The sequence below is a fragment of the Arthrobacter sp. TJ-240 genome (assembly GCF_058269195.1).
The window spans coordinates 621,981-648,864 of record NZ_JBZCNG010000002.1; the positions used below are offsets into that span (position 1 = coordinate 621,981).

A 26,884-nucleotide genomic window follows, 5' to 3' on the forward strand; every position below is an offset into this window, starting at 1 on the left:
GGACCGAAATGGTTGCGCTTGTCAAGCAACATTGCGGCCTCCAGCGGCGCTGGGCTCCTCCTAGCCTTGAAAGTGCTTGAGCAGCCGGGCACCGACGATCTTCGTGCTGAGAGACCCCCGACCATGACCGTGAACCACAAGTTGCGTGTGGCGATCCGCCTCGACCTCGATCTGCGGTGGGCGCGCATGGAGATCCGTGGATGCCTCACGGAGGAGAACTGCCCGGCCCTCGTGGTCGTCGTCGAACGCAGTCGCCGCATCCTGCGGGTGCCGACGATCGTGATCGACGCGGGCAGGGCGCAGCACGTCGAACGCGAAGGGCTGGACGCGCTGAACCTCTCCGGGATCCTCGGACCGACCGCACCTCCTCCCCACGGGCCGACCGGCGAGTCTTCGACGTGCTCGCTGGTCGTGCCGAACGTCCTGCCCGACTGCCCCGCCCATGCCCCCGGTCGCACGGCACTCACCGGGTCCCGACATGACCCGCACCGTTCCTGCGTGAGCCCCGCCACCCCGATCCCGCCCGGAACGCGCCGTGACCACTGAATAGGCAGATCCGACCCTTGCGGCGACGCCCGCAGCCACCTCCGCCACCCGGTCCAGGGGACGGATCGTGGTGGAGTGGCTCACCACCACGGACCACAAGACCATCGGCTACCTGTACATCATCACGTCCTTCGTGTGGTTCTGTCTGAGCGGGGTGGAGGCCCTGATCTGGTTCTTCGGCCACCCCGAGGTCTAGATCATCGCGCTGCCGTTCTTCGGCATCGTCTCGGAGATCGTCCCCGTGTTCAGCCGCAAGCCGATCTTCGGCTACAAGGGGCTCATTTTTGCGACCTGGGCGATCGTCGCCTACTCGGTGACCGTGTGGGCGCACCACATGTACGTCACGGGCGCGGCGCTCCTGCCGTTCTTCGCCCTGCTCGCCATGTTCATCGCGGTGCCGACCGGCGTGAAGTTCTTCAACCGGATCGGCACTATGTGGCGTGGTTCGCTGACCTTCGAGACCCCGATGCTGTGGAGCCTCGGGTTCCTCGTCACCTTTTTGTTCGGTGGCCTGACGGGCGTGATCCTGGCCTCGCCGCCGCTCGACTTCCACGTCTCGGACACCTACTTCGTGGTGGCGCACTTCCACTACGTGGTCTTCGGGACCGTGGTGTTCGCGATGTTCGCCGGCTTCTACTTCTGGTGGCCCAAGTTCACCGGGACCATGCTGAACGAGCGCCTCGGCAAGATCCACTTCTGGATGCTGTTCCTCGGCTTCCACGCCACGTTCCTGATCCAGCACCGGCTCGGTCTCGAGGGCATGCCCCGCCGGTATGCGGACTACCTGCCCGAGGACGGCTTCACGGGAATGCACCAGTTCTCGACGTTCGGGTCCTTCCTCCTCGGCGCCTCCGTCATACCGTTCTTCTGGAACGTCTACATCACGTGGCGACAGGGCAAGAAGGTCGACGTCGACGATCCGTGGGGCTTCGGCGCCTCCCTCGAGTGGGTGACGTCGTGCCCGCCGCCGCGGCACAACTTCGTGTCGATCCCCCGCATCCGCTCGGAGCGCCCCGCCCTGGACCTGCACCACCCCGAGCTCATGGCCCGCTTCAACGAGACCAGCCACTCCCCTGCGGGCGCGGCCCTGGGCAGCGCGGACATGGGCGAGCAGGATCCGCGCCAGCCGGGTCCCGGGGACTGGGCCGGCCGTGCAACCGAGCGGCAGGCCCGCGGGCGTGGTGCTCGCCTGCGCCGAGGAGGACGTCACCCGATCCGCCGGCTGGACTGACGGACCCGGCCGGGGGACCCGCGAGACAGGGAACCGGCGCATCCTGCCGGCGGCCCATCCGGAAGCGCGCCGCACGCGAAGTACGTGGACGCAGCCGGTCCGGGCCGCGACGGTACCCTGTGAGGGAAGCATCTCGTCGGCCCGGCGAGGCTGCCGCGAGCGCGGGACACGACACGGAGGAGGCCTCGGATGGCTGCAGCCCTGCCCTATGTCCGGTCCGTCGCCCTCGTGGCGCTGACACTCTCCGTCTCCTCCGCGTCCCATGTCCTCGCGGCGGGGCACCTCCCCGCCCCGGGCGTCCTGCTCCTGATCGGCGTGCTGCTCCTCGTCCCCATGATGCGGCTCACCCGGGGTCCGCTCTCGTTCCGCTCCGGGCTCCTGACGATGGGCGCCGGACAGGTCCTGCTGCACACCGTGTTCGGGATGACGGCGGTCCCCGCCGTCTGCCGGAGCTCGTCGGCGATGCCCGGACACCATGCCGCCTTCGAGCTCGCCTGCTCACCGGCCAGCCAGGAGCAGATGGGCGATCCGTCCGCCGGCCCCGCCATGGTCCTGCTGCACGCCCTGGCCACCGTGGTCCTCGCCGTCGCGGTCTCCCGCAGCGAGCAGGCCCTGGCCCTGCTCCGCGCCTGGCTCCGGCCTCTGCTCGTGCGCCCCGTACCCGCACCCCTCGCCCCCGCGCGGCGCGGGCCCGTGCTGGACGGTCCGCCGCCCGTCGCACCGCTGTCCGTCCATGCCTCCGTGCCGAGCCTTCGGGGTCCGCCGGTGATGGCGCTGCCCGCCTGACCGGATCCGCCAGGAACCGGGCCGGACGGGCTTCCCCGATGACCCCGATTCCCCGCTGCTCCGTCATCTGCCGCCATCGCGGCCCGGAGCACACTCCCGAAAGGCACTTCCATGACGTCCTCCTCCAGGCGCACCCGCGCCGTCGCCCTGACCACCGCCGGATTCATGGCGCTCGGCCTCGGCGCCGCCAGCGCCCATGTCACCGTCTCCCCCGCCTCCACCACGGAGAACGGCTACTCGCAGCTCACGTTCAGTGTCCCCAACGAATCGGAGAGCGCGGCCACGAACAAGCTCGAGGTGCAGCTCCCCACCGAGCAGCCGTTCACCTCCGTCCGGGTCAAGCCGGTCGAGGGCTGGACGGCCGAGGTGGTCACCGGCGCCCTGCCGGCGCCCGTCACCACGGACGACGGCGCGACCCTCACGGAGGCGCCGCTGTCCGTCGTGTGGACGGCCGAGGCCGGCGCGGAGATCTCGCAGCAGGAGTACCAGACGTTCTCGATCTCGGTCGGGCGCCTGCCCGAGGCCGGGTCCACCGTGCTGCTTCCGGCCACGCAGTCCTACACCGACGGCGACGTCGTGGAGTGGAACCAGGAGGCCGAGGAGGGAGCGGAGGAGCCGGACAAGCCCGCGCCGTCCTTCGTGACCACCGTCGCGGCCGAGGGTGACGCCCACGGAGGCTCGCACACGGCCGCGGGGAGCACGGAGACGACGGAGACCCCCGAGGCGATCGACGCCGAGCAGACCGCGTCCAGCACGGACACGGGCTCCACCTCCGCCGTGGCGTGGATCGGCCTCGTGGCAGGGCTCCTCGGGCTCGCCGCAGGTGCGGTGGCTCTGGTCCGGACGCGCCGCACGGCGTAGTCCCCCGCAGGGCGCGGTGCCGGCTGCGCGTCGGCGCCGCGTCCTGCCACCGGCGACGGGTACGTCCTGCCGCCGGCGGCAGGACGCCCGCAGGGTCAGGGGACGGCAGGCTCCAGGAACCAGAGGCGCGTCTCCCCGTACTTTTTGTCGGAGAACCGCTCCAGCCATGCAGGCCACGCCGGTTCGGGCGAGCGGGCGGAGCGCTCGACGACGACGACGGCCCCTTCGGTGAGCCTCGTCTCGAGGGCCGCCAGGACGGAGAGCACGCCGTCCTCCCGTACCGTGTACGGCGGGTCCATGAGGACGAGGTCCCACATGACGTCGGGAGCGACGCGTTCCAGGTAGGTCTCCACCCTGGTGCGGTGCACGCGCACCGCCGTCCAGCCCAGAACGCGGTTCACGAGGTCGGCGTTGCGCTGGGCGACGGCGGCGGCCCGGTCGACCGATTCGACGAGGTCCACCGACGCGGCGCCTCGGCTCGCACTCTCGACGCCGAGCGACCCGGAGCCCGCGTAGAGGTCCAGCACGTGCGCGCCATGCACCACGTTGTAGGACTCCAGACTGGAGAACAGGGCTTCCTTCACGCGATCGGTCGTGGGACGCGTGCCGTTCCCGTCGACGCTGGTGAGGGTCGAGCCGCCCGCGGCCCCGGAGATGATGCGCGTCATGCTGTCGACTCTAGCGTCCGTGCGGTGTTGCGCCGACCGCCCGCCTACAGCGGGTAGATGCTTGCGTCCTCGTGCCGGAAGCCGACGAACAGCCGCATGCCCGGCGTGATGCCGAGGGCCACGACGTCGGCCGGAGGGATATCCGCCGCCAGGCCCGCGGCGTGGACGCGCACCAGGTCGCCGCGGTGCTCGACGTCGTCGACCTCCGCTCCGATACGGCTCGTGCCGGGCGGCGCGTCGGTGCTCCGCGACACGGTCACGCTGCCTGGACGTACCGTCAGCGCGAGCCGGCGGTCCGCCGGGAGCGGTGCGACCGAGGGCACCTCGAGTCCGTTGTCCGCCCTGAATCCCTGCGTCGTTGCGTGGCCGTGCACGAGGTTCAGGCCCGCCAGGCGAGCACCGAACGCCGTGACGGGCCGCGTGAGGACCTCCGCGGTGACACCGGACTCGACGATCCTGCCGCCGTCGAGGATGAGCACGCGGTCCGCGAGAAGGAAGGCGTCGAGTGGGTCGTGCGTGACGATGACGGCCGAGCGGCCGCCGAGCACCTCCCGGAGCAGGGTGCGGACGGCGGGCGCGACGGCGACGTCGAGGGCCGCGAGCGGCTCGTCGAGCAGCAGCAGTGCCGGATCGGCGGCGAGGGCGCGCGCGATCGCGACGCGCTGGGCCTGGCCTCCCGACAGCTCGGCGGGCCTGCGGCGGGCGAGGTCCCCCACGCCGACGCGTCCGAGCCAGTCCAGGGCCCTGGCCCGGGCCGCGGCCCGGTGCACACCGCGGCTCCGCGGGCCGAACGCGACGTTCTCGAGAGCCGTGAGGTGCGGGAACAGGAGCGCCTCCTGCGCCAGCAGCGCCACCCCGCGGTGTCGGGATTCCGTGACCAGGCGGCTCCCGGCACCGACGTCGAAGAGGACGGCGCCGTCCAGTGTCGCCCGGCCGGACGTCGGGGCGAGCAGACCCGCGAGCAGGCTCAGCAGCGTCGACTTCCCGGCTCCGTTGGGCCCGAGGACGGCGAGGGTCTCCCCCGGTGCGAGCTCGAACGAGACGTCGAAGCCCCGCGCGGCCAGGGTCGCCGCGAACGTGAGGCCCATCAGCGGACGTCCTGCAGGGGCCGGGGAGACGCGGGGGTGCCGCTCCCGAGGGGCCGCACTCGGTGCGCGACGCCGACGACGGCGACGGCCACCACCACGAGGATGAGCGAGAGGGCGACGGCGGCGTCCGGGTCGGTCTCGCGCTGCAGGTAGACCTCGAGCGGGAGGGTCCTCGTGGTGCCCTCGAGGCTGCCGGCGAAGGTCAGCGTGGCCCCGAACTCGCCCAGCGCCCGCGCGAAGGAGAGGACCGCGCCGGAGACGAGCGCCGGCAGGACCAGGGGCAGGGTGATGCGTCGCAGGACCGTCCAGCGTCCGGCGCCGAGGGTCGAGCCGACGGCCTCGTATCGTGTGCCGACCGACCGCAGGGCGCCCTCGAGGCTGAGCACGAGGAACGGCAGGGCGACGAAGGCCTGCGACATCACCACGGCCGCCGTCGAGAACGCGATGTCGATGCCCGCTGCGCTGAGGCTGCTGCCGAGCAGCCCGCGCCGCCCGAAGGTGTAGAGCAGGGCGATCCCGCCGACCACCGGCGGCAGGACCAGCGGCAGGAGGACGAGCGAGCGCACGAGCCGCTGGCCGCGGAACGCCGTGCGGGCGAGGACGAGCGCCATGGGGACGCCGACGAGGACGCACAGCGCCGTCGCGGCGAGCGAGGTCCGCAGGCTGAGCAGCAGCGCCGCCTGTGCGCTGTCCGAGGTGACGAGGGGGACGAAGCGCGGCCAGTCGACGCGCAGCGCCAGGGCGACGACGGGCAGCACCACGAACAGGCCGCCGACCGCCGCGAGGGCCACCACCCACCGTGGGAGCAGCCCGGCGTTCACGGCGGGAGCGGCGTCAGGGCGCACCGAAGCCCGCAGCCCCGAGGACGGCCTGCCCGAACGGGCCGGAGGCGAACGCCACGAACTCCCGCGCGGTGGCGGCTTCGGCGCTGTCGGAGAGCGCCGCGACGGGGTAGGTGTTCACGATGCCGCCCGCCTCCGGGACCTCGATGCCGCGGACCGCGTCTCCTGCCGCCCGTACGTCGGTGACGTAGACGAGGCCTGCGTCGGCCTCGCCCGAGGTGACCTTGCCCAGCACGTCGGTCACCGATGATTCCTCGCTGACGGGCGCCAGGTCCACGCCGGCAGCCCGCTCGAGTTCCGCCGCGGCCGCGCCGCACGGGACCTGCACCGCGCACAGGACGGTCTTCACGCCGGGCTTCGCGGCGTCCGCGAGCGAGGTGATGCCGGCGGGGTTGTCCGGCGGGACCGCCAGCTGGAGCGTGTTGCTGGCGATGTCGACCGGCTCCTCCGCGACCAGGCCCGCGTCCACCACCTTCGCCATGTTCCCGGCATCCGCGCTGGCGAACACGTCCGCCGGTGCGCCCTCGGTGATCTGCGTGACGAGGTCGGACGAGCCCCCCACGTTCAGGACGACGTCCGTGCCGGGGTACGCCTGTTCGAACTCGCCGGCCAGCTCGGTGAAGGCGTCCTTCAGCGAGGCGGCGGCGAAGACGGTGATGCTGCCGTCGATCGCGCCGGTGTCCGGGGCCCCGGCGGGATCGGGCGTCGTGGTCCCGCACGCGGTCGCGGTGGCCAGCAGTACGACGGCGGCGAGGGCGCGGCCGGACCGGTGGTTCGAGGGCATGGTCAGGCCTTCCCGGCGGGCGTCTCGATGATGACGGTGGTGGCCTTGACGACGGCGATCGCGACGGACCCCGGCTCCAAGCCGAGATCGCGTACCGCCTCGCTGCTCATGAGGGACACCACGCGGTGGGGTCCGCACTGCAGCTCCACCTGGGCCATGACGGTGTCCAGGACGATCTCGGTGACGATCCCCACGAACCGGTTGCGGGCGGACCGGCCGATGTCCGACGGATCACCGGGCAGCACGGCGTTGCGCTGCGCGAGCCGGGCGAGCTCCAGCGCCTCGACGACGGCCCTGCCCGAGGCGTCCCTGCTGCTGCCGAGGACACCCGCGTCGATCCACCGACGCACGGTGTCGTCGCTGACCGCGAGGAAGCGCGCGGCGTCGCCTATCCGTATCTGCGTCATGCAGGAGATGTTATCTCCTCACGCGCGGAAGAAGATGCTAGCCCTTCTCGAGGAAGGCTTCCTTCTCGGGGTTGAGGTACAGCTCGATGGCGAGCGCCAGTCCCGGGTAGTCGTGCAGGTCCGGGTCCGCCGCGACGATGTCCTGGGCGTCGGCACGGGCCTTCTCGATGACCTTGCCGTGCTGGGTGATCTTCAGGAAGCGCAGGGCCGATCGGCCGCCCGACTGCGAGGCGCCGAGGATGTTCCCCTCGCGGCGCAGTTCCAGGTCCTTCTGGGACAGCTCGAACCCGTCGGTAGTGGCGGCGACGGCGGACAGGCGCTCCCGGCTCGGGTGCTCGGGTTCGAGCTTCGTCACGAGGAGGCACGTTCCGGCGTGCCCGCCGCGGCCGATGCGGCCGCGCAGCTGGTGGAGCTGGGAGATGCCGAAGCGGTCGGCGTCCATGATGACCATGAGCGTGGCGTTCGGTACGTCGACGCCCACCTCGATGACGGTCGTCGCTATGAGCAGCTGCACGGTGCCGTCGCCGAAGCGCGCCATGACGTCGGCCTTGTCCTGCGGGTCCATGCGCCCGTGCAGCATGCCGCTCGCCACACCCTCGAGCTGCGGGACGGTGCCCAGGGACTCGAAGAGCCCGACCACGCTCGTCAGCTCCTGCTGCCCCCCTGGCTTCCGGTCGGCCGGCGGCTCGCCGTAGAGCACCTCCGGCGCGTCCTCGTCGGACCGGCCGTCGTCGCCGATCTTCGGGCACACCACGTAGACCTGCCGGCCGGCGGCGATCTCCTCGCGGGCCCGGGACCAGATGCGGTCGATCCACGCCGGGTGCTCGCTGAGGCCCACCTCGTGGGTGGCGATCGGTGAGCGTCCGGCGGGCAGCTCGGAGAGCGTGGAGGTCTCGAGGTCGCCGAACACCGTCATGGCGACGGTGCGCGGGATCGGCGTGGCCGTCATGACCAGCACGTGCGGGGAGGTCCGGGCCTTGGTGCGCAGGGAGTCGCGCTGCTCCACGCCGAAGCGGTGCTGCTCGTCCACCACGATCAGGCCGAGGTCGAAGAACTCCACGTTGTCCGACAGCAGGGCGTGCGTACCGATGACGATGCCCGCGTCGCCCGATGCGGCGTCGAGCAGCGACTTCTTCCGCTGCGCGGTGGACATGGAGCCGGTGAGCAGCACCACGCGCGTGCCGTCCAGCGCGCCGCCGAGCATGCCGCCCTCGGCCAGCGGCCCGAGGGTCCGGGTGATGGACTGCAGGTGCTGCGCGGCCAGCACCTCCGTGGGCGCGAGCAGGGCAGCCTGTCCCCCGGCGTCGATGACCTGCAGCATGGCGCGCAGCGCCACCAGGGTCTTGCCGGAACCGACCTCGCCCTGGAGCAGGCGGTTCATGGGGTGGTCCCGTGCGAGGTCTTCCGCGAGGGTTCGGCCGACGTCGAGCTGCCCCTGCGTGAGGCTGAAGGGCAGCCGCGCGTCGAACTGGTCGAGGAGCCCGCCCTCGCTGGGCGGCCTCGCGGTCGCCTCCTCCCGGGCGGCGAGGGCGCGGCGGCGGGCGAGGGCGGCCTGCAGCACGAAGGCCTCCTGGTACCGCAGGCGGTGCTGCGCCCGGTAGGTGTCCTCGATCTGCAGGGGACGGTGCACGAGTTCGTAGGCGGTGGCGAGGCTCATGAGCTTGTCGCGCCGGGCGATGGACGCCGGGACCGGGTCGTCGAGGTCCGAGAGCTGCAGCGTGTCGAGGACGGTCGCCACTGCCTTGGCGATCTTGTCACTGTCGAGCTTCTCGACCGCCGGGTAGACCGGGATGGGCCGGTTGACGTCCTCGGGGTCGTCGCCCTCGTCGAGCAGGGCGTAGCGCGGGTTGGTGAGCGACAGCCTGCCGCGGTAGACCGTCACCTTCCCCGAGAACATCGCCCGGACGCCGGGCCTGAGGTCGCGTGCCGCGCCGAACCCGTTGAAGTAGGTCAGGCTCATGCCGCCGAGTCCGCCGTCGGCGTCGGCGTCGTCGGTGATGGTGACCTCCAGCAGCATCCCCTTGCGGGTGTGCATCCTGCGGGAGTTGGCGGACTGCACGCGGGCGATCAGCGTGACCTCCTCGTCCACCGGGACCTCGGCGATGGGGGTCAGTTCCCCTCGCTTGAGGTAGGTGCGCGGGAAGTGGTTGAGCAGCTCGCCGACGGTGGTGATCCCGAAGTGCTTCGCGAGGAGCTTGGACACCGGCCCGAGGCGCTTCTCGAGCGGGGCGTCGAGCTCTGAGGCAATGGCCCGCGCTGTCCCGGGCGTCACCGGCTCGCTTCTCCCACCGGCGGGGTGGCGAGCTGCGTCACCGTGATGTTGACGGGCGTACCCGCCTCGTGGATGAGGGCCAGGGCGGGTGCCGGGTCGGGCACGTGCACGTGGACGCGCCAGCGGTAGCCCTCCTCGACCTCGGTGACGGCGCTCATGATCACCGAGTCACCGATCTCGTCGAGGTGGAGCCGGAGGGTGGCGGCGTCGAGCGGGCTGAGGTTGATGGTGCACATGACCTCGACGCCGTCCGCGTCACCGCCGTTGTGGAGGTGCGGTGCCTGGATGTCGTACCCGTGGAGGCCGTCGAGCAGTTCGTCCTGCAGTTCCTCGCCGAGCGCGGCGGCGCGGAGCGCGTCGAGGATCAGCAGGAAGCCCACGCCGCCGGCGTCGACGATCTTCGCGTCCGTGAGCGGGCCGAGCTGGCTCTCGGTGCGCACCACGGCCTGCAGGGCCTGCTGCACGGACGCCCTGAGGGTGAACGCGAGAGCGGAGTTGCTGTCGTCGCCCGCATGACCGGCGGCGGCCTCCGCGGCCCCGCGGGCGCTGGCTTCGAGGACGGAGAGCATGGTGCCGGGCACGGGGTCGCTGAGGGCGGACCAGCTGCGGATCTGCGCGCGGTGCAGCGCGGACGCCAGGAGGGTGCAGGTGAGCCGCGTGGCGCCGTGCAGCGGCTCGGCGAATGCCGCGAGGAAGACGGCGAAGAGGGTCCCGGAGTTGCCGCGGGCGTCCTCCATCGCGGCCCGGCCGGCGATGCTGAGCAGTTCCCCGAGGTCGGACGTCCCGGCGTCGTGTGCGGCCCGCGCGGCGGAGCGGGCCGTCTGGTACAGGTTGGTGCCGGTGTCGCCGTCGGCAACGGGGAAGATGTTGATGGCGTTGAGGCGGTCGCTGTGGTTGCCGAGGGATTCTTCGGCCCTGCTCAGCCAGCGCTTCATCGCAACAGCGTTGGCGGTGATCTTAGTGTGCAAAGTGATCCCATCCCCTGAGGACTGTCGCCCGTGACGCCAGTGTCACCTGCGGCGTGCCCGGCTCCACCGAGCCTACCGCAGTGAACCCGGGTGGGAGCAGGACGTCGCGGGGGAAACTCGCGAGCAGCCCGTGGTCCTCCCCGCCGCCGAGCACCCAGTCGAGGGGGTCGACGCCGAGCCGTGCTGCCGTCTCCTGCAGCGGGTCGGCGTACCGCTGGAGGGCGGCGGGATCGAGGTCGAGGCGGACGCCGCTGGCCGTCGCGATCCGGCCGGCGTCGCGGACCAGGCCGTCGGAGATGTCGAGCATCGCGCCCGCTCCGGCGAGGGCGGCCGCGGGTCCGGCGGCGAGCGGCGGGAGCGGGCGCAGCTGCGCGGCCACGAGTTCCGCGCCCGCGGGCCCGAAGTCCTCGAGGGGGCGGCCGTCCTCGAGGATGGCGAGACCCGCGGCTGCACGGCCGAGGGTACCGGCGACTGCCAGGACGTGCCCGGGGAGCGCACCGGAGCGGAGCACGGGCGCCCGCCCGGCCAGGGTCCCGGTGACGGCGGCCGTGACGACGATCTGCACCCCGGCACCGAGATCCCCGCCGACGACCGAGCAGCCGGTGGCGCCGAGCCCGCGGATCGCGGCGGCCAGGCCTCGCGCGCAGTCCTCCACCCACTCGACGGCCGTATGCGGAGGCAGCGTCAGGCTCACGACGAGCGAGGTGGCGGTGCCGCCCATGGCGTTGATGTCGCTGAGGTTCTGGGCGGCGGACTTCCAGCCCACGTCGTAGCCGGTGGTGCGGTGCCCGCCGGGGCGGACGAGCCGGAAGTCGTGGTCCTCCACGAGGGTGTCCACGGAGATCACGACGGAACCGCCCGCCGGGGAGAGCACGGCGGCGTCGTCACCCGGACCGACGAGCGCGTCCGCGGCATCACCGAGCAGGGGGAGGATCCTGGTGAGGATCGCCCCCTCCGTCATCCCGCCGACGGTGGGTCCGGCCGGCGCGGGGCGCGCGTTGTGTTCACTCATGGGCCTACCGTAGGGCGCGGCACCGACAGGCCATGGGTCGGCTCACGCCGTCAGTGCCGCGACGTATGCGGCGAGCCGCTCCGCCGCCGGTGACCAGGAGATTCTTCACGTCCTGCACTTTACCGGCAGGGCCCTGGATCACCCGCCTCCGCGCCCGGAGCGGCTTGTCGCCCTGCGCTCCGGGCACCCCGCCGTCCGGGCGCCGCCGTACGACATCAGGACTGGTGGCTGCCCCGTCGTCGTGCGGCGAGGACGGCGACGGCGACGATCGCCGCCGCCAGTATCCCACCACCGATCCAGGCGACCGGGGCGAGCGAGGACGTGCGCTCCTCCTCGGCGGCGACGGGGCTGCTCGTGGCCGACGGGGTCGCGGAGCGGCTCGGACGCGGCGTGGAGGTGGCGCTCGGGGAGGCCGACGGCACGACCGGCGCGGCGACGGGCACCTCCGCCGGAACGGTGGCACTGGGTTGCGGAGCGGGCGCGGTCGCAGGAGCCGTCACCGATGCGGTCGGTGACGCGGTCGGTGACGCGGTCGGTGACGCGGTCGCCGAGGGCGTCGGCGTCGGCGTCGGGCCTCCGGCACCGGGGGCGGGCGCCTCTCCGGCGATCTCGACGACGTCGCCGGAGACGGCGTCGTACCGCAGGTTGGTGTAGATGAGGGTGTCCGCGAACAGGAGGTTGCCGGTGCCCGGCTCGATCAGGTAGCCCGTGCCGGGGTGCACCAGGAAGCGGGTGCGTGCGTTGATCGCGAAGCCCGTCGCGGGGTCGGTGCCGTCGGTCGCGGTGGGATCGGTGATGCCCGGGGCGGGTTCGGCGAAGGTGGCTCCGGGCTGCGGCTGCACCACCGGCACCTGCCCGCCGACCATGGCCGGGGCGGGGACGGACTCCGCGCCGGTCCCCTCGACGGCGAGCGCGGGCAGCGGCGCGGCAAGGACCGCTCCTGCAAGGAGGGTGGCGGCCGCCCGGGAGAGGATCCTGGTACTGGTACTGGTGGTCGGGGTGCGGCGGTGTGGCGCGGTCATTCGTCCTCGGCTCGGGCTCTCGCACCGAACGGCAGGCCTGAGGCATCGCCGGGTGCGCGTGGGGCAACCTGCAGCGCGGGATGCGACTGCGGCTCCTGCAGTGTACGGTCGGCCTTCCACCGGGCCCGGCTCATCGCGGGTGGCGGCCGCCCCGTGTCGCACCGCCGCTGCCCTCGCCTACTAGGGTGGGAGCATGCCTGCCCTCCCCCGGTCCGCGACCCCCCTGGTGCTCGTCGGGCTCCTGATCGGACTCGCCGGCTGCGGGTCCGTCGTCGACGTCGATCCCGCGCAGGACGCGGCGAACGCGCGCTGCGCCGACGTGATGATCGCCCTGCCGCCGTCGGTCGCCGAGAACGAACAGCGCGACACGAACAGCCAGGCCACCTCCGCCTGGGGTGATCCCTCGAAGGTGGTGCTGCGCTGCGGCGTGGACGTGCCCGGACCCACCACCGATCCGTGCGTCACCGTCAACGACGTGGACTGGGTCGTCCGCGAGGGCGACCCCGCCTGGACCGCCACGACCTACGGCCGCGATCCCGCCGTCGAGGTCCTCTTCGATCCGGACGAGGTCGCCTCGAGCACCGTCCTGGTGGAACTGGGCAACGCCGTCTCGCGCGTGGAGCAGACCCGCGCCTGCGTGGGCCTCTCCGAAGCCACCCCCGCACCCACGGGCGGGTGACGCAACCGCTTCGCCCCCGTACGACCCCGATTCCTACCCCGACCCCGACCCCGACTGCCAGGAGGCACCGTGAAAGCCGAGCAAATCTCCGACGTCTGCACCTTCCACGGCGAGGGCCCCTACTGGGACCCGCGCCGCGGTGAGCTCCTGCTGGTCGACATGATGGAGGGTGACGTCCTGGTGCGCCACGACGACGGCACCTTCGACCGGCACGACGTCCACCCGCGGCTCGCCGGCGTGATCCGGGGCCGCGCCTCCGGCGGATACGTGCTCGGTGTGGAGCGCGGCTTCGTGTTCGCCGACGACTCCTTCTCGCTCCTCGAGCAGGGCCCGGAGGCCTTCAGCGACGGCAGCGTGCGCATGAACGACGGCGGCTGTGACACCGCCGGGCGCTTCCTGTGCGGGTCGATGGGCTGGGAGGGAGGCTTCGGGGCCGGGACCCTGTACGCCCTGGGCGAGAACCACGGCGTCTCCACCCTGCTGACCGGCATCACCGTCTCGAACGGCCTGCACTTCTCCCCCGCAGGCGATACGGCGTTCTTCGCCGACACGCCGACGGGCCGTATCGACGCCCTGGGCTACGACGTCGCCGCCGGCCGGTTCACGGACCGCCGGACGTTCGCCGTCGTCGAGCAGGCCCTCGGCATGCCCGACGGTCTGGCCATCGACGCGGAGGGCGGCATCTGGGCGGCGCTGTACGGGGGCGGAGCCGTGGCGCGCTTCGACGCGTCGGGCAGGCTCTCGGAGCACATCCCGCTCCCGGTGACGAACGTGACGGCGTGCGCGTTCGGCGGTCCCGACCTCGGCACGCTCTTCATCACGACCACGCAGGAGAACATCCCCGAGGGGGCGGAGCCGCAGGCCGGCGCGCTCTTCGCCGTCGAACCCGGGGTGGCCGGCGCCGCCCTGCCGATGTTCGCGGGGTAGTCCCGGCGGAGACCAGCCGACGGGCGCGTGCTGTCGGCCGACGCTGGAAGGGTTACCGGGGTGTGTCCGGCGGCGACGGACGGGAGCATCCGTCCGCCGCCGGAGCGTCCCGGCCGGGGCGTCAGAGGATCGGCTGCCCGCCGGTGACGGCGATGCGGGCACCCGAGACGTAGCTCGCCTCGTCGGAGGCGAGCAGCACGTACACCGGGGCGAGTTCGGCGGGCTGGCCGGCGCGCTGCAGCGGCACCTGCTGGCCGAAGGACTCGACCTGCTCCTCCGGCATGGTGGCGGGGATGAGGGGCGTCCAGATGGGCCCGGGAGCCACGGAGTTGACGCGGATCCCGCGCTCGGCGAGGAGCTGGGCCATGGACGCCGCCATGTTGGCGATGCCGGCCTTCGTCGCCGAATAGGGCATCAGGGTGGGCACGGGGTTGTCCGAGTTGACGGAACTCGATCCGATGATCGAACCGCCCGGGCCCATGTGGGGCAGGACCGCCTTCGTGAGGTGGAAGAAGGCACTGAGGTTGGTGGCGAGGGTGTAGTCCCACTCGTCGTCCGGGATCTCCTCGATGGTCTCGTGCGTCATCTGGAAGGCGGCGTTGCTGACCAGGATGTCCACCCTGCCGAACTCCTGCACGGCCTTGTCGATGACCGCCCGGCACGTGGCGGGATCGGCGAGGTCGCCCGGGAACAGGACGGCCTTCCGCCCCGCCTCCTCCACCCAGCGTGCCGTCTCCCGGGCGTCGTCGTCCTCGTTCAGGTAGCTGATGAGCACGTCCGCCCCCTCGCGGGCATAGGCGATCGCGACGGCCCGGCCGATGCCGCTGTCACCGCCCGTGACGACCGCCTTCTTGCCCGTCAGCCGGCCGCTCCCGCGATAGGACTGCTCGCCGTGGTCGGGGGTCGGATCCATGGCGTCGGTGGTGCCGGGGGTGTCCTGCTGCTGCGCTGGCTGGCTCACTGTTCCTCCTGATGTCTACGGACGGTCGGGTCCGTGGGTTCCTTGCCCCCTCACCGTAAGCACCCTTAGTAATTGAAGGGAAGCAGGGAACCGGTCCGGAAACCCTTTGCACGAGGAGGATGCGCCGCCCATGCGATACGCCGCCGAATACGTCCTGCTGCTGAAGCGGACCGAGGCGGGATCCGCCCAGGAGCTCGCCCGCTACCTGCGGGACCTCGCGCAATGGATCGACGTCACAGTGGTGGACGGCTCCGACGGTCCCGCCTTCGCGCACCACGCACGCGTGTTCCCTCCGGGGATCCGCCACCTCCGGCCCGACCCCGGGCTCGTCCGCCGCGGCGGCAACGGAAGGTGCACGGCGTCCTGACCGGCCTGGCCGCGGCGCGGCACGAGTGCGTGGTGATCGCCGACGACGACGTCCGGTACGGGCGCACCGACCTGGGCCGCGTGCTGGAGCTCCTCGAGGACGCCGACCTCGTGCGCCCCCAGAACTACTTCGCACACGCTCCGTGGCACGCCCGCTGGGACACCGGCCGGACCCTCCTCAACCGGGCCTTCGCCTCCGACTACCCCGGGACCCTGGGCCTCCGCCGGAGCACGCTCCTCGCGGCCGGCGGCTACTGCGCCGACGCCCTGTTCGAGAACCTCGAACTCATCCGCACCGTGCGCGCCGTCGGCGGCGTCGAGGTCCGCGCCGACGACCTGTTCGTAGCCCGCCTCCCCTGCTCGTCGCGGCACTTCCTCCGGCAGCGCGTGCGGCAGGCCTACGACAGCCTCGCCCAGCCCGGGCGGCTCGCCCTCGAGCTGGGCCTGCTCCCCGCGATCCTCCTGGCCCGGAGGTCGGCCGGGCGACTCGCGGTCGGCTGGCTCGCCGTCGTCGCCCTCGCCGAGACCGGCCGGCGACGACGGGGCGGGCGGCTCGTCTTCGGACCCACCGCGGCACTGTGGGCCCCGGCGTGGGTCCTCGAACGGTCGGTGTGCAGCTGGCTCGCCGTCGCCTGCCGCGCCCGGGGCGGCGTGCGCTACGCGGGCGGGAGGTTGCTCCTCGCGGCGCATTCCGAGCGGCACCTGCGGAGGCGGTGCACCCCCGCCCGCGGGGCTGTCGGTGACAGTAAGTACACTGATGGCTTCAGCTGGCCACGACGAAGGGGAACACACATGGCAGACACACTGGGAAGCCCGAACTCCGAGCCCGAGGGCGGTTTCGAGCGGGATCCTTCGGACTGGGTCACCGGCGACGAGCCCATGACCGCCGCACAGCGCAGCTACCTCGACACCCTCGCACGCGAGGCCGGCGAGGAGATCCCGGCGGACATCAACAAGGCCGAGGCATCGGAGCACATCGACCGCCTGCAGGGCAAGAGCAAGAGGCTCACCGAGGACTCCTGACCCCTCGCCTGCACCACGTCCGCATCCCACTGTCCGGCGCCGAAGCGCCCGGGCAGTGGGATTCCTGCGTCACGGCCACCCAGGCCGACGCTGCCGACGCTGGCGACGCCTAGCGCGTCGCGGCGAAGTTGAACTCCGTGCAGATGTCCTGGCCGAACACGAAGCGGCGCACGGGCGCGGTCCGCGCCTCGGCGAGGACGTCGGAGCCCGAGAAGCGGATCCCGGGGACGCCGTCGCCCACGAGCACCGGCGCCGTGGTGAGGTAGAGCCGGTCGAGTGCGCCGGCCTCGAGGAAACGCGAGACGGTGTTGCCGCCCCCTTCGACGAGCACCCTGCCCATCCCCCGCGCGTGCAGGACGTCCAGGACGCGGCGCGGCGCGAAGTCCTCCGCAGGCAGCCGGACCACCTCGACGGACGCGGGCAGCCCGTCGGGCACCATGGCGTCGCGGGAGACGATCCAGAGCGTCGGTACGCCGTCGTCGGCGAGGACGCGGGCGTCCGCACCCACCTTCGCGGCCGCGTCCAGCACCACGCGGACGGGACTGCGGCCGGGCACGTCCTCGACGGCGAGGGAGCAGTCCTCGGCCAGCACGGTGGACGCCCCCACGACGACGGCGTCCACGAGTGCGCGCAGCCGCTGGAGGTGCCCGTGGTCGCCGCGGTCCTCATGGAGGCCGGCATCGCCGGACCGTGACGCGATGAAGCCGTCCAGGCTCTGGCGCAGCTGCCCGACCACCTGGCCGCCCGGCTGCGCGAGGTAGCCGTACCGGTGGGTCAGTTCCTCCGCCTCCCCCGGGGCGGGTGCCGCCGGCACCACGCCGTCGAGCAGCGATTCCCACGCATCCGCGGCCGGTGCGGCGTCGTGCCGCATGCGGGCCCGCTTGGTCGCGAGGTAGTCGGCGTTCTCCGCGCGGTCGGGAACGGGCAGGTTGCGGCGCTCGACGACGGCGATCCCGAGCTCCTCGAGGGCCTCCTCCTTCGCCGGATTGCCGGAGAGCAGGCGGACGGCGCCGATGCCGAGGTCCTGCAGGATCTCGGCTGCCTGGTCGTACCGCCGGTCGTCCACCGGCAGGCCGAGCGCGGTGTTCGCGTCCACCGTGTCGACACCCCCGTCCTGCAGCGCGTAGGCCTTGAGCTTCGCCAGCAGGCCGATGCCGCGGCCCTCGTGCCCCCGAAGGTAGACCACGACGCCGTGTCCCTCGGCGGAGATGGCGGCGAGCGCGGCGTCGAGCTGCTCCCCGCAGTCGCAGCGCCAGGACCCGAAGGCATCACCGGTGAGGCACTCGCTGTGGACGCGGACCAGCGGAGCGGCGCCGGGGGAACCTGCCGTGTCGTCGACCCCCAGCACGAGCGCGACGTGTTCGGTACCCGCACCGTCGCGGTAGCCGACGAGGCGGAAGGTCCCGTGCCGCGTGGGCAGGATGGTCTCGGCGACTCGCTCGATCGTGGCCGGCACGGCTGCGGCGTCGGCCCGCGGGGACTGGATGGACATGCTTCAACCTTAGGAGTGGGCGAGGACGACGCGAAAAGCCACGTCATCAGGATCAACCGGGTACGGCACGCGTTTATTGCGCTCCGTGCGTCTCGTGCGCCTCATGGCGGCCGGCTACGGGGACGGGGGGCGCCGGACGTCGGCGGCCGCACGCCCGAGGACCTCGCGGACGGCCAGCACGGCGGGCCGCCGTGCACCGGCGCGGCGCGCGGAGGTGAAGATGGAGCGGCGCGCGCTCTCCCCGAGGTCCAGGAGCCGCACGGGGACGCTCCGGCCGGTCCACACGAGGTCGGGCATGAGGGCGACGGCGTTGCCCGATTCGATGAGCCGGATCTGCGCCTGGAGGTCGGCCGTCTCGTAGCGGACGTCGGGCTCGAATCCCGCGCGCCGGCACGCCTGCTCCGCCCAGTGGCGGGATGCCGCCCCCCTGGGTTCCATGACCCAGGCGGCGGTCGCCGCCCCGCCGACCGTGGTGATGTCGGCATACGGACCCGTGAGGGGGACGGCGAGGCGGATCGCGTCCTCCGTCAGGGGCACGTGGTCCAGTTCCGCGTGCCGCGGGGCGGCGTGGCCCGGGTACTGCTCGGCGATCACGAGGTCGAAGTCGCGGGCGAACGTCTCGTACAGGGCCGTCTCCGGCTCACGCTGCACCATCTCGACGCGCACGTCGGGATAGTCGCGGGTCATGGCCGTGAGGGCGCCGGGCATGAGCGCCAGCGCGGCCGACTGGAAGACCGCCACCCGGACCGTCCCGGACACCGTGGTCAGCGACGCCGCGAGGTCCGACTCGGCCCGCTCGAGGGTCTCGAGCAGTTCGGCGGTGTGCGCGACGAGCACCTCGGCCTGCGCCGTGAGGACCACACGACGGCCCGCCTTGCGGAGCAGTTCCACGCCCACCTCCTTCTCGAGCAGGGCGAGCTGCTGGGAGACGGAGGACGGGCTGTAGCTGAGGGCCTCCGCGACGTCGGCGAGGGTGCCGCGGATCTTCAGTTCGCGAAGCAGCCGCAGCCTGCGCAGGTCGAGCACGGTGCCTCCGGCCTCGGTGATGATTCGGTTCTACCGACGAGTACCGTTCGGCAATCATCGCTTCTCCTAATCGTACGGCGGCCCGATACTGGGGAGTAAATAGCTGCGCCGGCGTAAGCCGTCCGATCGAAAGCCTGTGCCATGACAACCCAGATCCCGCGCCTCGACGGCGTCGCCGCTCCGGCACCCCGGAACGCGCCGCCCGCCCGTACGCCGGAGCCCGGCGTGACCCGCCGGTTCTCCGCCGCTCCCGGCGGCACCACCGACATCCCGGCCCACCTTCCGGACGAAGCGGTCGCCCTCGTGCGCCGATGGCTCACCGAGGCGGCGAAGGTGCCGGTCGATGCGTCGGCGAAACAGCTCGCCGGAGTCCTCAAGGACCCGGACGGGCTCGCCTTCACGGTCGGCTTCGTCGACGGCGTCATCCGCCCCGAGGACCTGTCCGTGGCCGCCCGCAACCTCGCCGCGATCGCGCCGAAGGTGCCGAAGTTCCTCCCCTGGTACATGCGCTCCGCCGTCACGGTGGGCGCCGCCGTCGCGCCCGTCCTGCCGCAGGTCGTCATCCCCATCGCCCGCCGCGTGCTGCGCGAGATGGTGGGGCACCTCATCATCGATGCCTCCGACGCCCGCCTCGGCCGCTCCATCGGCAGGATCAGGCGCGAGGGGATCCGCCTCAACGTGAACCTCCTCGGCGAGGCGGTCCTCGGGGACCATGAGGCCGAACGCCGCCTGCAGGGCACCGTCCGCCTGCTCGAGCGCCCCGACGTCGACTACGTGTCCATCAAGGTGTCCTCCACCGTGGCCCCGCACCCCGCCTGGGCCTTCGAGGAGGCCGTGCAGCACGTCGCCGAGAAGCTCGCTCCCCTGTATGCGCTGGCCGCCCGCGCGGAGCAGCCGAAATTCATCAACCTCGACATGGAGGAGTACAAGGACCTCGACCTCACGATCGCGGTCTTCATGGAGATCCTCGACCGGCCCGAGTTCAGGCACCTCGAGGCGGGCATCGTCCTCCAGGCGTACCTGCCCGACTCCCTCGCCGCCATGATCCGCCTGCAGGAGTGGGCCGCGGCCCGCCGCGCCGCCGGGGGCGCCGGCATCAAGGTCCGCGTGGTCAAGGGCGCCAACCTGCCCATGGAGCAGGTCGAGGCATCCCTCCACGACTGGCCGCTGGCCACCTGGGGGTCCAAGCAGGACTCCGACACGCACTACAAGCGCGTGCTCAACTACGCGCTGCAGCCCGGCCGTGTCGACAACGTGCGCGTCGGCGTCGCCGGCCACAACCTGTTCGACCTCGCCTTCGCGTGGCTGCTCGCCGGCGAGCGCGGCGTCCGTGACGGCATCGAGTTCGAGATGCTCCTCGGCATGGCGCAGGGCCAGGCGGAAGCGGTCCGCCGCGACGTCGGCTCCCTCCTCCTCTACACGCCAGTGGTGCACCCGACCGAGTTCGACGTCGCCATCGCCTACCTGATCCGGCGCCTCGAGGAGGGGGCGAGCCAGGACAACTTCATGTCCGCCGTGTTCGAGCTCTCCGAGAACGAGGCGCTGTTCGACCGCGAGAAGGGCCGCTTCCTCGCCTCACTCGCGGAGCTGGACACCTCGGTCCCCGGACCCAACCGCCGGCAGGACCGCACCGTCCCCGCCGAGCCGCACCCGGGCACCGGCTTCACGAACACCCCGGACACCGATCCCTCCCTGCCCGTCAACCGCACCTGGGGGCGGGCGATCCTCGACCGCGCCGCCACCTCGGAGCTGGGCAACGCCCTCGTGGCCGACACCACGCTCACCCGCGCCGAGGAGCTCGAGGACACGATCGCCGGCGCCGTCCGCGCCTCCGCCTCCTGGGGCTCCCTCGGCGGTGCGGAACGCGCCGCGATCCTGCACCGCGCGGGCGACGCCCTCGAGGCCCGGCGCGCCGAGCTCATGGAGGTCATGGCTGCCGAGACCGGCAAGACCCTCGAGCAGGCGGATCCCGAGATCTCCGAGGCCGTCGATTTCGCCCACTACTACGCCGAACGCGCCCGCGAGCTCGACGACGTCGACGGCGCCGCGTTCTCCCCCGTCCGGCTCACCGTCGTGACGCCGCCGTGGAACTTCCCGGTCGCCATCCCCGCCGGCTCCACGCTGGCCGCGCTCGCCGCCGGATCCGCCGTCATCATCAAGCCCGCGTCCCAGGCGCGCCGATCCGGGTCCGTCATGATCGACGCGCTGTGGGCCGCGGGCGTGCCGCGCGAGGTGCTGCGCCTGTTGCAGGTCGAGGAGGGGGACCTCGGGCGCCAGCTCATCGCGGATCCCCGCGTGGACCGGGTCATCCTGACCGGCGGCTACGAGACGGCCGAACTGTTCCGCTCCTTCCGCACCGATCTCCCCCTGCTCGCCGAGACCTCCGGCAAGAACGCCATCATCGTCACCCCGAGCGCGGATCTCGACCTCGCGGCGCGGGACGTGGCGCAGTCGGCCTTCGGCCACGCGGGCCAGAAGTGCTCGGCAGCCTCCCTCGTGATCCTCGTGGGCAGTGCGGCCAGGTCGCAGCGCTTCCGCAACCAGCTGCTCGACGCCGTCGCCTCGCTGTCCGTCGGGTACCCGACGGACCCGGCCACGCAGATGGGTCCGGTGATCGAGCCTGCCACCGGGAAGCTGCTGGACGGCCTGACGACGCTCGGCGAGGGCGAGTCCTGGCTCCTCGAGCCCCGGCGCCTCGACGACTCGGGGCGCCTGTGGAGCCCGGGCATCCGGGTCGGTGTGAAGCGCGGGTCCACGTACCACCTCACCGAGTACTTCGGACCGATCCTCGGTGTGATGACCGCCGCGACCCTCGAGGAGGCCATCGCGCTGCAGAACGACATCGACTACGGCCTCACCTCCGGTATCCACTCGCTCGACAGCCGCGAGATCGCCGCCTGGATCGACGGGGTGCAGGCGGGCAACCTCTACATCAACCGCGGCATCACCGGGGCGATCGTGCAGCGCCAGCCCTTCGGCGGCTGGAAGAAGTCGGCGGTCGGCGCCGGCACCAAGGCCGGTGGACCCAACTACCTCGTGGGCCTCGGCACCTGGTCGCCGCGGGAGGCACGGGTCCAGGGCGGCGCCCTGCCCGTCGTCGCGCCCCTGCTGGCGGCCGCCCGGTCCGCCGGCCTGCCCGACGACGACGTGGCCCGCCTCGCCCGCGCCGCCGCCTCGGACGCTGCAGCATGGAACAGCGAGTTCGGCGAGGTGCGGGACGTCTCGGCCCTCGCCGCCGAGCGGAACCTCTTCCGCTACCTCCCCCACCCCGTGACCGTGCGCCTGGCGGAAGGGGCTCCCGTCGCCGACCTCGTCCGCGTGCTGCTCGCTGCAGGGGCCACCGGCGCTCCGGTGGCCGTCTCCTCCGCCGTCGATCTCCCTGCCGGGCTGCGTGCAGCCCTCACGGAGAACGTCGAGGGTGTCACCGTCGAGGACGACGCCGCCTGGCTGGCCCGTGCGGCGACCCTGCCCCTGCGTCGCGTGCGGCTCGTCGGCGGTGGGGCCTCTGCCCTCGCCGCCGTGACGGGCGGGCGGCCCGACCTCGCGGTGTACGCGCAGCCCGTCACGGAGTCGGGGAGGATCGAGCTGCTGCCGTTCCTGCAGGAGCAGGCGATCAGCATCACCGCCCACCGCTTCGGGACGCCCAACGCCCTGACCGACGCACTGATCTAGCGGCACGGCCCGCACGGCACCTCGCTCCCCCGGGGCGAGGTGCCGTCGTTGCTGGTTCCTGGCCCGGCTGCGGCCCGTCCGCACGACGTGCCGGGCTGCGGTCCACTGCTCCCGGGTGTACCCGGGGCGGCGTCGCCCCGTGGAACAATAATCGGAAGCACCCTCCGTCACCGAGCCCGGAAGCCATCGACCATGCACCCTGCCCCCTCCGGGCGCGCCGCCGCGCTGCGGGCACACGCCGGTGCGTTGGTGCCGGGGCTGGCGGTGGTCGCCGCGGGCGTCGCCGTCGCCGTCTGGCTGGGGTCGGTGCAGTCCGTCCTCGGCCCGCTGGTCCTCGCGCTCGTCCTCGGGGTCCTGCTCGGTAATTCCGGCCGGTACACCACAGCACTCCGGCCGGGCGTGACGACGGGCACCAAGAAGCTCCTGCGCGCCGGCGTCGTGCTGCTGGGTCTTCAGCTCGCACTGCCCGACATCGTGGAGCTCGGCCTCCCGGTCCTCGGCCTGATCGTCGCGTGCGTGACGCTGAGCTACATCGCAACGCTCCACCTCGGCCTGCGGCTTGGCCTCACGCGTGCCGGTGCCACGCTCATGGCTGCCGGCTTCTCCATCTGCGGCGCGTCCGCCATAGTCGGCCTCCAGGGCGTCGTGGACGCCGACGACGACGAGACCGCCGGCGCCGTCGCGATGGTCACGCTCTACGGCTCGCTCATGATCGTGGTGCTGCCCGTGCCCGGCGGTCTGCTGGGGCTGCCCGAGGACCGTTTCGGGCTGTGGGCCGGGCTGGCCGTCCACGAGGTCGCGCAGGTCGTCGCCGTGGCCGGTACCGCCGGGGTGACGGCGCTGGCCGTCGCCACCGTGGTCAAACTCGGTCGGGTGCTGATGCTCGCGCCGGTCGCCGCGGTGGCGTCCCTCGGGGAACGACGTCGCGCTGCCGCCCCGGCCGACGTCCATCGTCCGACCGCAGCACGGGACGCCGGCCCGCAGGGCCCGAAGGAGCCGGTTCGCCCGGAGGATTCCCGTCCACCCGTGGTGCCGCTCTTCGTGTTGGGGTTCCTGGCGATGGTGGCCGTCCGCTCGCTCGGGATCCTCCCCGATCCGGTGCTCGAGGGCAGCCGTACACTGACCACCGTCCTGCTGGCCGCGGGCATGTTCGGCCTCGGGGCCGGGATCGACGTCCGCCGCCTGGCGCGCACCGGACGGCGCTTCGCCGTCGTGGGTGCGCTCTCGACCGCCCTGCTCGCGGGAGGCTCGCTGCTCGGGGTGCTCCTGCTGACGTGACCTGCGGGTCAGCGCAGCCCGGTGGTGCGGCTGAGCGCGAGCCCGATCAGCTCGTCGATCAGCTCGGTGTAGCCGAGGCCGGACTTGGCCCACATCTGCGGGTACATGCTGATGGGCGTGAAGCCGGGCATGGTGTTGATCTCGTTGATGACCAGGCGGCCGTCGGGGGTGTAGAAGAAGTCGACCCGTGAGAGCCCCTCGCCGCCGATCGCCTCGAACGCCTCCCCGGCGAGCAGCTGCACGCGCTCGAGGACGTCGGGGGGCAGGTCGGCGGGGCAGGAGAGCTCGGCCGCGGCGCCGTCGACGTACTTGGCCTCGAAGTCGTACCAGGCGTGGTCGCCGGGCTGGATGGCGATCTCGCCCGGCAGCGACGTGCGCGGCGCCTCCAGGCCGCGTCCCTGCAGGACGGCCACCTCGATCTCGCGGCCCTCGATCCCCGCCTCGACGACCACCTTGGGGTCGAAGACCCGGGCGGCCTCGACGGCGGCACGGAGACCTGCCGCATCGTCGACCCGGCTGATGCCCATGGACGACCCCGCGCGGGACGGCTTGACGAACAGCGGGAAGCCGAGGCCCTCGGCGCGCCCGAGGCAGGCGTCGGGGTCGAGGCGCCACTGACGATCGGTGATCACCTCGTAGGGTCCCACCTCGAGCCCGGCGGCCGCGAAGACCACCTTCATGTAGTGCTTGTCCATGCCGACGGCGGACGCCAGCACACCGGCCCCGACGTACCGCATGTCGGCCATCTCCAGCATGCCCTGGAGGGTGCCGTCCTCACCGAACGGTCCGTGCAGCAGCGGCAGCACCACGTCGACGCCACCCAGGCTCTCGGGGACGGATCCGGGCGCCGCGAGGAGCAGCTCCTGGCCGGAACCATTGCCGGTCGCCGATCCCATGACCACGGCCTGGTCGGTCGCGGTGACCTCGGGCAGCACGTCGGAGCGCAGTGACCACGCGGACGGGTCCGCCGAGACGAGCGACCACTGGCCGGACTTCGTGATGCCCACGGGCACGACGTCGTAGCGGGACCGGTCGATCGCCTCGAGGACACCGGCGGCGGTGACGCAGCTGACGGCGTGCTCGCTCGAACGGCCCCCGAAGAGCACGAGGACGCGGGGCTTGCGGGAGGGGGCGGACGTCTCGGTGGTCACGTGGCGGGGTTGCCTTCCGGCTTGAGGTTGCGGGACAGCAGGCGCGGTCCGAGGTCGTTGACGGACAGGCGCCCCTGGAGGACGGCCACCACGCTCTCGGTGATGGGCATGTCCACGCCGAGTTTCGTGGCGGAGTCGAGGACGGCGTGGGCCGACTTGATGCCCTCCGCGGTCTGGTTCATGCGCACCGTGACCTGCTCGAGCGTGAGGCCCTGGCCCAGCAGGTGGCCTGCGGTGTGGTTGCGCGACAGGGCCGAGGAACAGGTGGCGATCAGGTCACCCATCCCTGCGAGCCCTGCCAGCGTCTCGGGCTTGCCGCCGAGTGCCACCGCGAGGCGTGTGGTCTCGGCGAGACCGCGGGTGATGACGGAGGCCTTCGTGTTGTCGCCCATGCGCCGGCCCTCGCAGATGCCGACGGCGAGGGCGATCACGTTCTTGACGATCCCGCCGATCTCCACGCCGATCACGTCGGTGGAGGTGTAGGGGCGGAAGTAGGAGGCCGTGCACGCTGCGGCGATCCACGTGGCGGTGTCGTGGTCCGGGCAGGCGACGACGGACGCCGTCGGCTCCTCGCGGGCGATCTCCATGGCGAGGTTGGGCCCGGACAGCACGGCGATGCGTTCCGCCGGCAGCCCGAGCTCCTCGGCGATGACCTCGCTCATGCGCGCGTCGGTGCCGACCTCGAGGCCCTTCATGAGGGAGACCACGACGGCGGTGGCCGGGATGAGCGGGCGCCAGGCCGGGAGCTGCGCCCGGAGGGTCTGGGCCGGCACGGCGATGACCACGAGGCTGCTCCCCGCCAGCACCGTTTCCACGTCCGTGGATGCGGAGACGTTCGACGGGAGCCGCGTGTCACCGAGGTACCGGGAGTTGCGGTGCTCCGCGGTGATCTCGTCGGCCACCTCGGCCCGGCGCGACCAGAGCATCACCGTCGTCTCGGCGGCGGCATCGGCGAGGACTTTCGCGAACGTCGTCCCCCAACTGCCGGAGCCGAGCACGGCGATCTTCGCGGGCGGTGCCGTCCTGGAGTCCCCGGTCATGACCGTCCTCCGTGGCGCGATGCATCCGGGTCGTCGTCCGCGCTCTCGCCGCGGCGGCCGAGACCCTTCTGCTGCTTCTGCGCCGGGTCCCAGCGCTCCGCGGGCGGCTGCTCGCCGCGCAGTTCGGCCAGCAGGGCCGTGATGGCATCGAGGATGCGCTCGGTGGCGGCGTCGAGCGTGGTCTTCGTCAGGGGCGCGCCGTGGAGGTCGGAGAGGTCGACTGGATCGCCGACGAGCACGCGCGAGCGCTTGCGCGGGAAGAGGTAGAAGCGCTTGGCATAGCGGGGGAAGACCTCGTGGGCACCCCAGTGCGCGACTGGCACCACAGGAGCTCCGGTCTGGAGCGCCAGGCGCGCCGCTCCCGTGTGGCCCTTCATGGGCCACATGTCGGGGTCCCTCGTGAGCGTTCCCTCGGGGTAGATGATGATGCCGCCGCCGTCGGCGAGTGCTTCGCGGGCCGCTTCGAGGGAGCGGTTGGCGCCCGCCGAGCTACGCTCCACCGGGATCTGCTGGATGGTGCGCAGGATGGACCCGATCACGGGCACCTTGAACAGCGACGCCTTCGCGAGGAAATGCGGCATGACGCCCTGGTTGTACAGGAAGTGCGCCACGACGACCGGATCGATCTCCGTGACGTGGTTCGGGCACACGATCATGCCCGTCCCGCGGGGCAGCTTCTCCTGCCCGTGCCATTCCTTGGCCATGAGCACGTTCATGGTCGGCCTCACCCAGGCGGCGAGGAACGTGAACATCGCGCGTGAGCCCCGTGACTCCCCCATCTG

At 72.4% G+C, this 26,884-nt stretch carries 24 protein-coding genes and 1 pseudogene; 10 read left to right on the plus strand and 15 right to left on the minus strand.

Annotation, left to right across the window (positions count from 1 at the left end; translation table 11 throughout):
- Positions 1 to 123: 123 nt before the first annotated feature.
- The 4 genes and pseudogenes from AC4D2C_RS07660 (at position 124) to AC4D2C_RS07675 (ending at position 3,424) form a co-directional block, all read left to right on the plus strand.
- Positions 124 to 546 (plus strand): hypothetical protein, encoded by a 423-nt coding sequence (locus tag AC4D2C_RS07660; protein ID WP_490913840.1) that lies wholly within the window; start codon positions 124 to 126, stop codon positions 544 to 546.
- A 163-nt stretch (positions 547 to 709) separates the two neighbouring features.
- A pseudogene (locus AC4D2C_RS07665) lies at positions 710 to 1,777 on the plus strand (cytochrome c oxidase subunit I); the annotation flags it as partial.
- A 189-nt stretch (positions 1,778 to 1,966) separates the two neighbouring features.
- Positions 1,967 to 2,563, plus strand: a complete 597-nt coding sequence (locus AC4D2C_RS07670) for a hypothetical protein (protein ID WP_490913842.1) — start codon at positions 1,967 to 1,969, stop codon at positions 2,561 to 2,563.
- Positions 2,564 to 2,674: 111 nt separating this feature from the next.
- On the plus strand, positions 2,675 to 3,424 hold the full coding sequence (locus AC4D2C_RS07675; RefSeq protein ID WP_490913843.1) for a YcnI family copper-binding membrane protein: 750 nt from the start codon (positions 2,675 to 2,677) through the stop codon (positions 3,422 to 3,424).
- A 95-nt stretch (positions 3,425 to 3,519) separates the two neighbouring features.
- On the opposite strand, the gene rsmD is transcribed toward AC4D2C_RS07675, so the two are convergent.
- The 9 genes from rsmD to AC4D2C_RS07720 all read right to left on the minus strand — a co-directional run bounded on the left by rsmD (position 3,520) and on the right by AC4D2C_RS07720 (position 12,487).
- The gene (gene rsmD, locus AC4D2C_RS07680) at positions 3,520 to 4,092 is read right to left on the minus strand and encodes a 16S rRNA (guanine(966)-N(2))-methyltransferase RsmD (protein WP_490913844.1); all 573 of its coding nucleotides are present in this window, start codon (positions 4,090 to 4,092) and stop codon (positions 3,520 to 3,522) included.
- Between the two features lie 44 nt (positions 4,093 to 4,136).
- Positions 4,137 to 5,180, minus strand: a complete 1,044-nt coding sequence (locus AC4D2C_RS07685; RefSeq protein ID WP_490913846.1) for a sulfate/molybdate ABC transporter ATP-binding protein — start codon at positions 5,178 to 5,180, stop codon at positions 4,137 to 4,139.
- Complete coding sequence (locus tag AC4D2C_RS07690; protein ID WP_490913847.1) at positions 5,180 to 6,025, minus strand: ABC transporter permease; 846 nt, start codon at positions 6,023 to 6,025, stop codon at positions 5,180 to 5,182. The genes AC4D2C_RS07685 and AC4D2C_RS07690 overlap by 1 nt, the downstream gene beginning before the upstream one ends.
- Entirely contained in the window at positions 6,015 to 6,806 is a 792-nt protein-coding gene (gene modA, locus AC4D2C_RS07695; protein WP_490913848.1) for a molybdate ABC transporter substrate-binding protein, read from the minus strand. The genes AC4D2C_RS07690 and modA overlap by 11 nt, the downstream gene beginning before the upstream one ends.
- A 2-nt stretch (positions 6,807 to 6,808) precedes the next feature.
- On the minus strand, positions 6,809 to 7,213 hold the full coding sequence (locus tag AC4D2C_RS07700; protein WP_490908714.1) for a TOBE domain-containing protein: 405 nt from the start codon (positions 7,211 to 7,213) through the stop codon (positions 6,809 to 6,811).
- A gap of 37 nt (positions 7,214 to 7,250) precedes the next feature.
- A complete protein-coding gene (locus tag AC4D2C_RS07705; protein WP_490914048.1) occupies positions 7,251 to 9,461 on the minus strand; it encodes an ATP-dependent DNA helicase RecG in 2,211 nt (736 codons plus the stop codon).
- 20 nt (positions 9,462 to 9,481) lie between these two features.
- Positions 9,482 to 10,420: a DAK2 domain-containing protein gene (locus AC4D2C_RS07710; protein WP_490908710.1), complete on the minus strand. Its 939-nt coding sequence runs from the start codon at positions 10,418 to 10,420 to the stop codon at positions 9,482 to 9,484.
- Between the two features lie 22 nt (positions 10,421 to 10,442).
- Positions 10,443 to 11,465 (minus strand): thiamine-phosphate kinase, encoded by a 1,023-nt coding sequence (gene thiL / locus AC4D2C_RS07715; RefSeq protein WP_490913850.1) that lies wholly within the window; start codon positions 11,463 to 11,465, stop codon positions 10,443 to 10,445.
- A gap of 215 nt (positions 11,466 to 11,680) precedes the next feature.
- The gene (locus AC4D2C_RS07720) at positions 11,681 to 12,487 is read right to left on the minus strand and encodes a hypothetical protein (protein WP_490913852.1); all 807 of its coding nucleotides are present in this window, start codon (positions 12,485 to 12,487) and stop codon (positions 11,681 to 11,683) included.
- Positions 12,488 to 12,680: 193 nt separating this feature from the next.
- Here AC4D2C_RS07720 and AC4D2C_RS07725 point away from each other — a divergent pair, with 193 nt between their 5' ends.
- Positions 12,681 to 13,166: a DUF3515 family protein gene (locus tag AC4D2C_RS07725; protein ID WP_490913854.1), complete on the plus strand. Its 486-nt coding sequence runs from the start codon at positions 12,681 to 12,683 to the stop codon at positions 13,164 to 13,166.
- 69 nt (positions 13,167 to 13,235) lie between these two features.
- A complete protein-coding gene (locus AC4D2C_RS07730) occupies positions 13,236 to 14,093 on the plus strand; it encodes an SMP-30/gluconolactonase/LRE family protein (protein ID WP_490913856.1) in 858 nt (285 codons plus the stop codon).
- A gap of 121 nt (positions 14,094 to 14,214) precedes the next feature.
- Here AC4D2C_RS07730 and AC4D2C_RS07735 read toward each other — a convergent pair whose 3' ends face one another.
- Positions 14,215 to 15,054, minus strand: a complete 840-nt coding sequence (locus AC4D2C_RS07735) for an SDR family oxidoreductase (RefSeq protein ID WP_490913858.1) — start codon at positions 15,052 to 15,054, stop codon at positions 14,215 to 14,217.
- 130 nt (positions 15,055 to 15,184) lie between these two features.
- Between AC4D2C_RS07735 and AC4D2C_RS07740 the strand changes: the two genes are divergently transcribed.
- Entirely contained in the window at positions 15,185 to 15,421 is a 237-nt protein-coding gene (locus AC4D2C_RS07740) for a hypothetical protein (RefSeq protein ID WP_490913859.1), read from the plus strand.
- The gene (locus AC4D2C_RS07745; protein ID WP_490913861.1) at positions 15,406 to 16,443 is read left to right on the plus strand and encodes a DUF3072 domain-containing protein; all 1,038 of its coding nucleotides are present in this window, start codon (positions 15,406 to 15,408) and stop codon (positions 16,441 to 16,443) included. The genes AC4D2C_RS07740 and AC4D2C_RS07745 overlap by 16 nt, the downstream gene beginning before the upstream one ends.
- Before the next feature lie 109 nt (positions 16,444 to 16,552).
- On the opposite strand, the gene ribA is transcribed toward AC4D2C_RS07745, so the two are convergent.
- Together ribA and AC4D2C_RS07755 are read right to left on the minus strand one after the other, a co-directional pair.
- Positions 16,553 to 17,935, minus strand: a complete 1,383-nt coding sequence (gene ribA / locus AC4D2C_RS07750; protein WP_490913862.1) for a GTP cyclohydrolase II — start codon at positions 17,933 to 17,935, stop codon at positions 16,553 to 16,555.
- 114 nt (positions 17,936 to 18,049) lie between these two features.
- Positions 18,050 to 18,961 carry a LysR substrate-binding domain-containing protein gene (locus AC4D2C_RS07755; RefSeq protein ID WP_490913864.1) on the minus strand — a complete coding sequence of 304 codons (912 nt, stop codon included), beginning with the start codon at positions 18,959 to 18,961 and terminating at the stop codon, positions 18,050 to 18,052.
- 141 nt (positions 18,962 to 19,102) lie between these two features.
- Here AC4D2C_RS07755 and AC4D2C_RS07760 point away from each other — a divergent pair, with 141 nt between their 5' ends.
- Together AC4D2C_RS07760 and AC4D2C_RS07765 are read left to right on the plus strand one after the other, a co-directional pair.
- On the plus strand, positions 19,103 to 22,633 hold the full coding sequence (locus AC4D2C_RS07760; protein ID WP_490913866.1) for a proline dehydrogenase family protein: 3,531 nt from the start codon (positions 19,103 to 19,105) through the stop codon (positions 22,631 to 22,633).
- A 192-nt stretch (positions 22,634 to 22,825) separates the two neighbouring features.
- Positions 22,826 to 23,911, plus strand: a complete 1,086-nt coding sequence (locus tag AC4D2C_RS07765; RefSeq protein ID WP_490913867.1) for a YeiH family protein — start codon at positions 22,826 to 22,828, stop codon at positions 23,909 to 23,911.
- 8 nt (positions 23,912 to 23,919) lie between these two features.
- On the opposite strand, the gene AC4D2C_RS07770 is transcribed toward AC4D2C_RS07765, so the two are convergent.
- Genes AC4D2C_RS07770 through AC4D2C_RS07780 form a run of 3 tightly spaced genes read right to left on the minus strand, consistent with a single transcriptional unit; the run spans position 23,920 to position 26,881 of the window.
- Positions 23,920 to 25,062, minus strand: coding sequence for a D-alanine--D-alanine ligase family protein (locus AC4D2C_RS07770; protein WP_490913868.1), 1,143 nt, complete (start codon positions 25,060 to 25,062; stop codon positions 23,920 to 23,922).
- Positions 25,059 to 26,102 carry an NAD(P)H-dependent glycerol-3-phosphate dehydrogenase gene (locus tag AC4D2C_RS07775; protein ID WP_490913870.1) on the minus strand — a complete coding sequence of 348 codons (1,044 nt, stop codon included), beginning with the start codon at positions 26,100 to 26,102 and terminating at the stop codon, positions 25,059 to 25,061. The genes AC4D2C_RS07770 and AC4D2C_RS07775 overlap by 4 nt, the downstream gene beginning before the upstream one ends.
- Positions 26,099 to 26,881 (minus strand): lysophospholipid acyltransferase family protein, encoded by a 783-nt coding sequence (locus AC4D2C_RS07780; protein WP_490913872.1) that lies wholly within the window; start codon positions 26,879 to 26,881, stop codon positions 26,099 to 26,101. The genes AC4D2C_RS07775 and AC4D2C_RS07780 overlap by 4 nt, the downstream gene beginning before the upstream one ends.
- Positions 26,882 to 26,884 lie beyond the last annotated feature (3 nt).

Coding starts and splice junctions, on each gene's coding strand:
- AC4D2C_RS07710 (WP_490908710.1), bottom strand. CDS start 10,420: ATGAAGCGCTGGCTGAGCAGGGCCGAAGAATCCCTCGGCAACCACAGC.
- AC4D2C_RS07725 (WP_490913854.1), top strand. CDS start 12,681: ATGCCTGCCCTCCCCCGGTCCGCGACCCCCCTGGTGCTCGTCGGGCTC.
- thiL (WP_490913850.1), bottom strand. CDS start 11,465: ATGAGTGAACACAACGCGCGCCCCGCGCCGGCCGGACCCACCGTCGGC.
- AC4D2C_RS07660 (WP_490913840.1), top strand. CDS start 124: ATGACCGTGAACCACAAGTTGCGTGTGGCGATCCGCCTCGACCTCGAT.
- rsmD (WP_490913844.1), bottom strand. CDS start 4,092: ATGACGCGCATCATCTCCGGGGCCGCGGGCGGCTCGACCCTCACCAGC.
- AC4D2C_RS07685 (WP_490913846.1), bottom strand. CDS start 5,180: ATGGGCCTCACGTTCGCGGCGACCCTGGCCGCGCGGGGCTTCGACGTC.
- AC4D2C_RS07760 (WP_490913866.1), top strand. CDS start 19,103: ATGACAACCCAGATCCCGCGCCTCGACGGCGTCGCCGCTCCGGCACCC.
- AC4D2C_RS07765 (WP_490913867.1), top strand. CDS start 22,826: ATGCACCCTGCCCCCTCCGGGCGCGCCGCCGCGCTGCGGGCACACGCC.
- AC4D2C_RS07775 (WP_490913870.1), bottom strand. CDS start 26,102: ATGACCGGGGACTCCAGGACGGCACCGCCCGCGAAGATCGCCGTGCTC.
- AC4D2C_RS07740 (WP_490913859.1), top strand. CDS start 15,185: ATGCGATACGCCGCCGAATACGTCCTGCTGCTGAAGCGGACCGAGGCG.
- AC4D2C_RS07720 (WP_490913852.1), bottom strand. CDS start 12,487: ATGACCGCGCCACACCGCCGCACCCCGACCACCAGTACCAGTACCAGG.
- AC4D2C_RS07780 (WP_490913872.1), bottom strand. CDS start 26,881: ATGGGGGAGTCACGGGGCTCACGCGCGATGTTCACGTTCCTCGCCGCC.
- AC4D2C_RS07670 (WP_490913842.1), top strand. CDS start 1,967: ATGGCTGCAGCCCTGCCCTATGTCCGGTCCGTCGCCCTCGTGGCGCTG.
- AC4D2C_RS07700 (WP_490908714.1), bottom strand. CDS start 7,213: ATGACGCAGATACGGATAGGCGACGCCGCGCGCTTCCTCGCGGTCAGC.
- modA (WP_490913848.1), bottom strand. CDS start 6,806: ATGCCCTCGAACCACCGGTCCGGCCGCGCCCTCGCCGCCGTCGTACTG.
- ribA (WP_490913862.1), bottom strand. CDS start 17,935: ATGTCCATCCAGTCCCCGCGGGCCGACGCCGCAGCCGTGCCGGCCACG.
- AC4D2C_RS07675 (WP_490913843.1), top strand. CDS start 2,675: ATGACGTCCTCCTCCAGGCGCACCCGCGCCGTCGCCCTGACCACCGCC.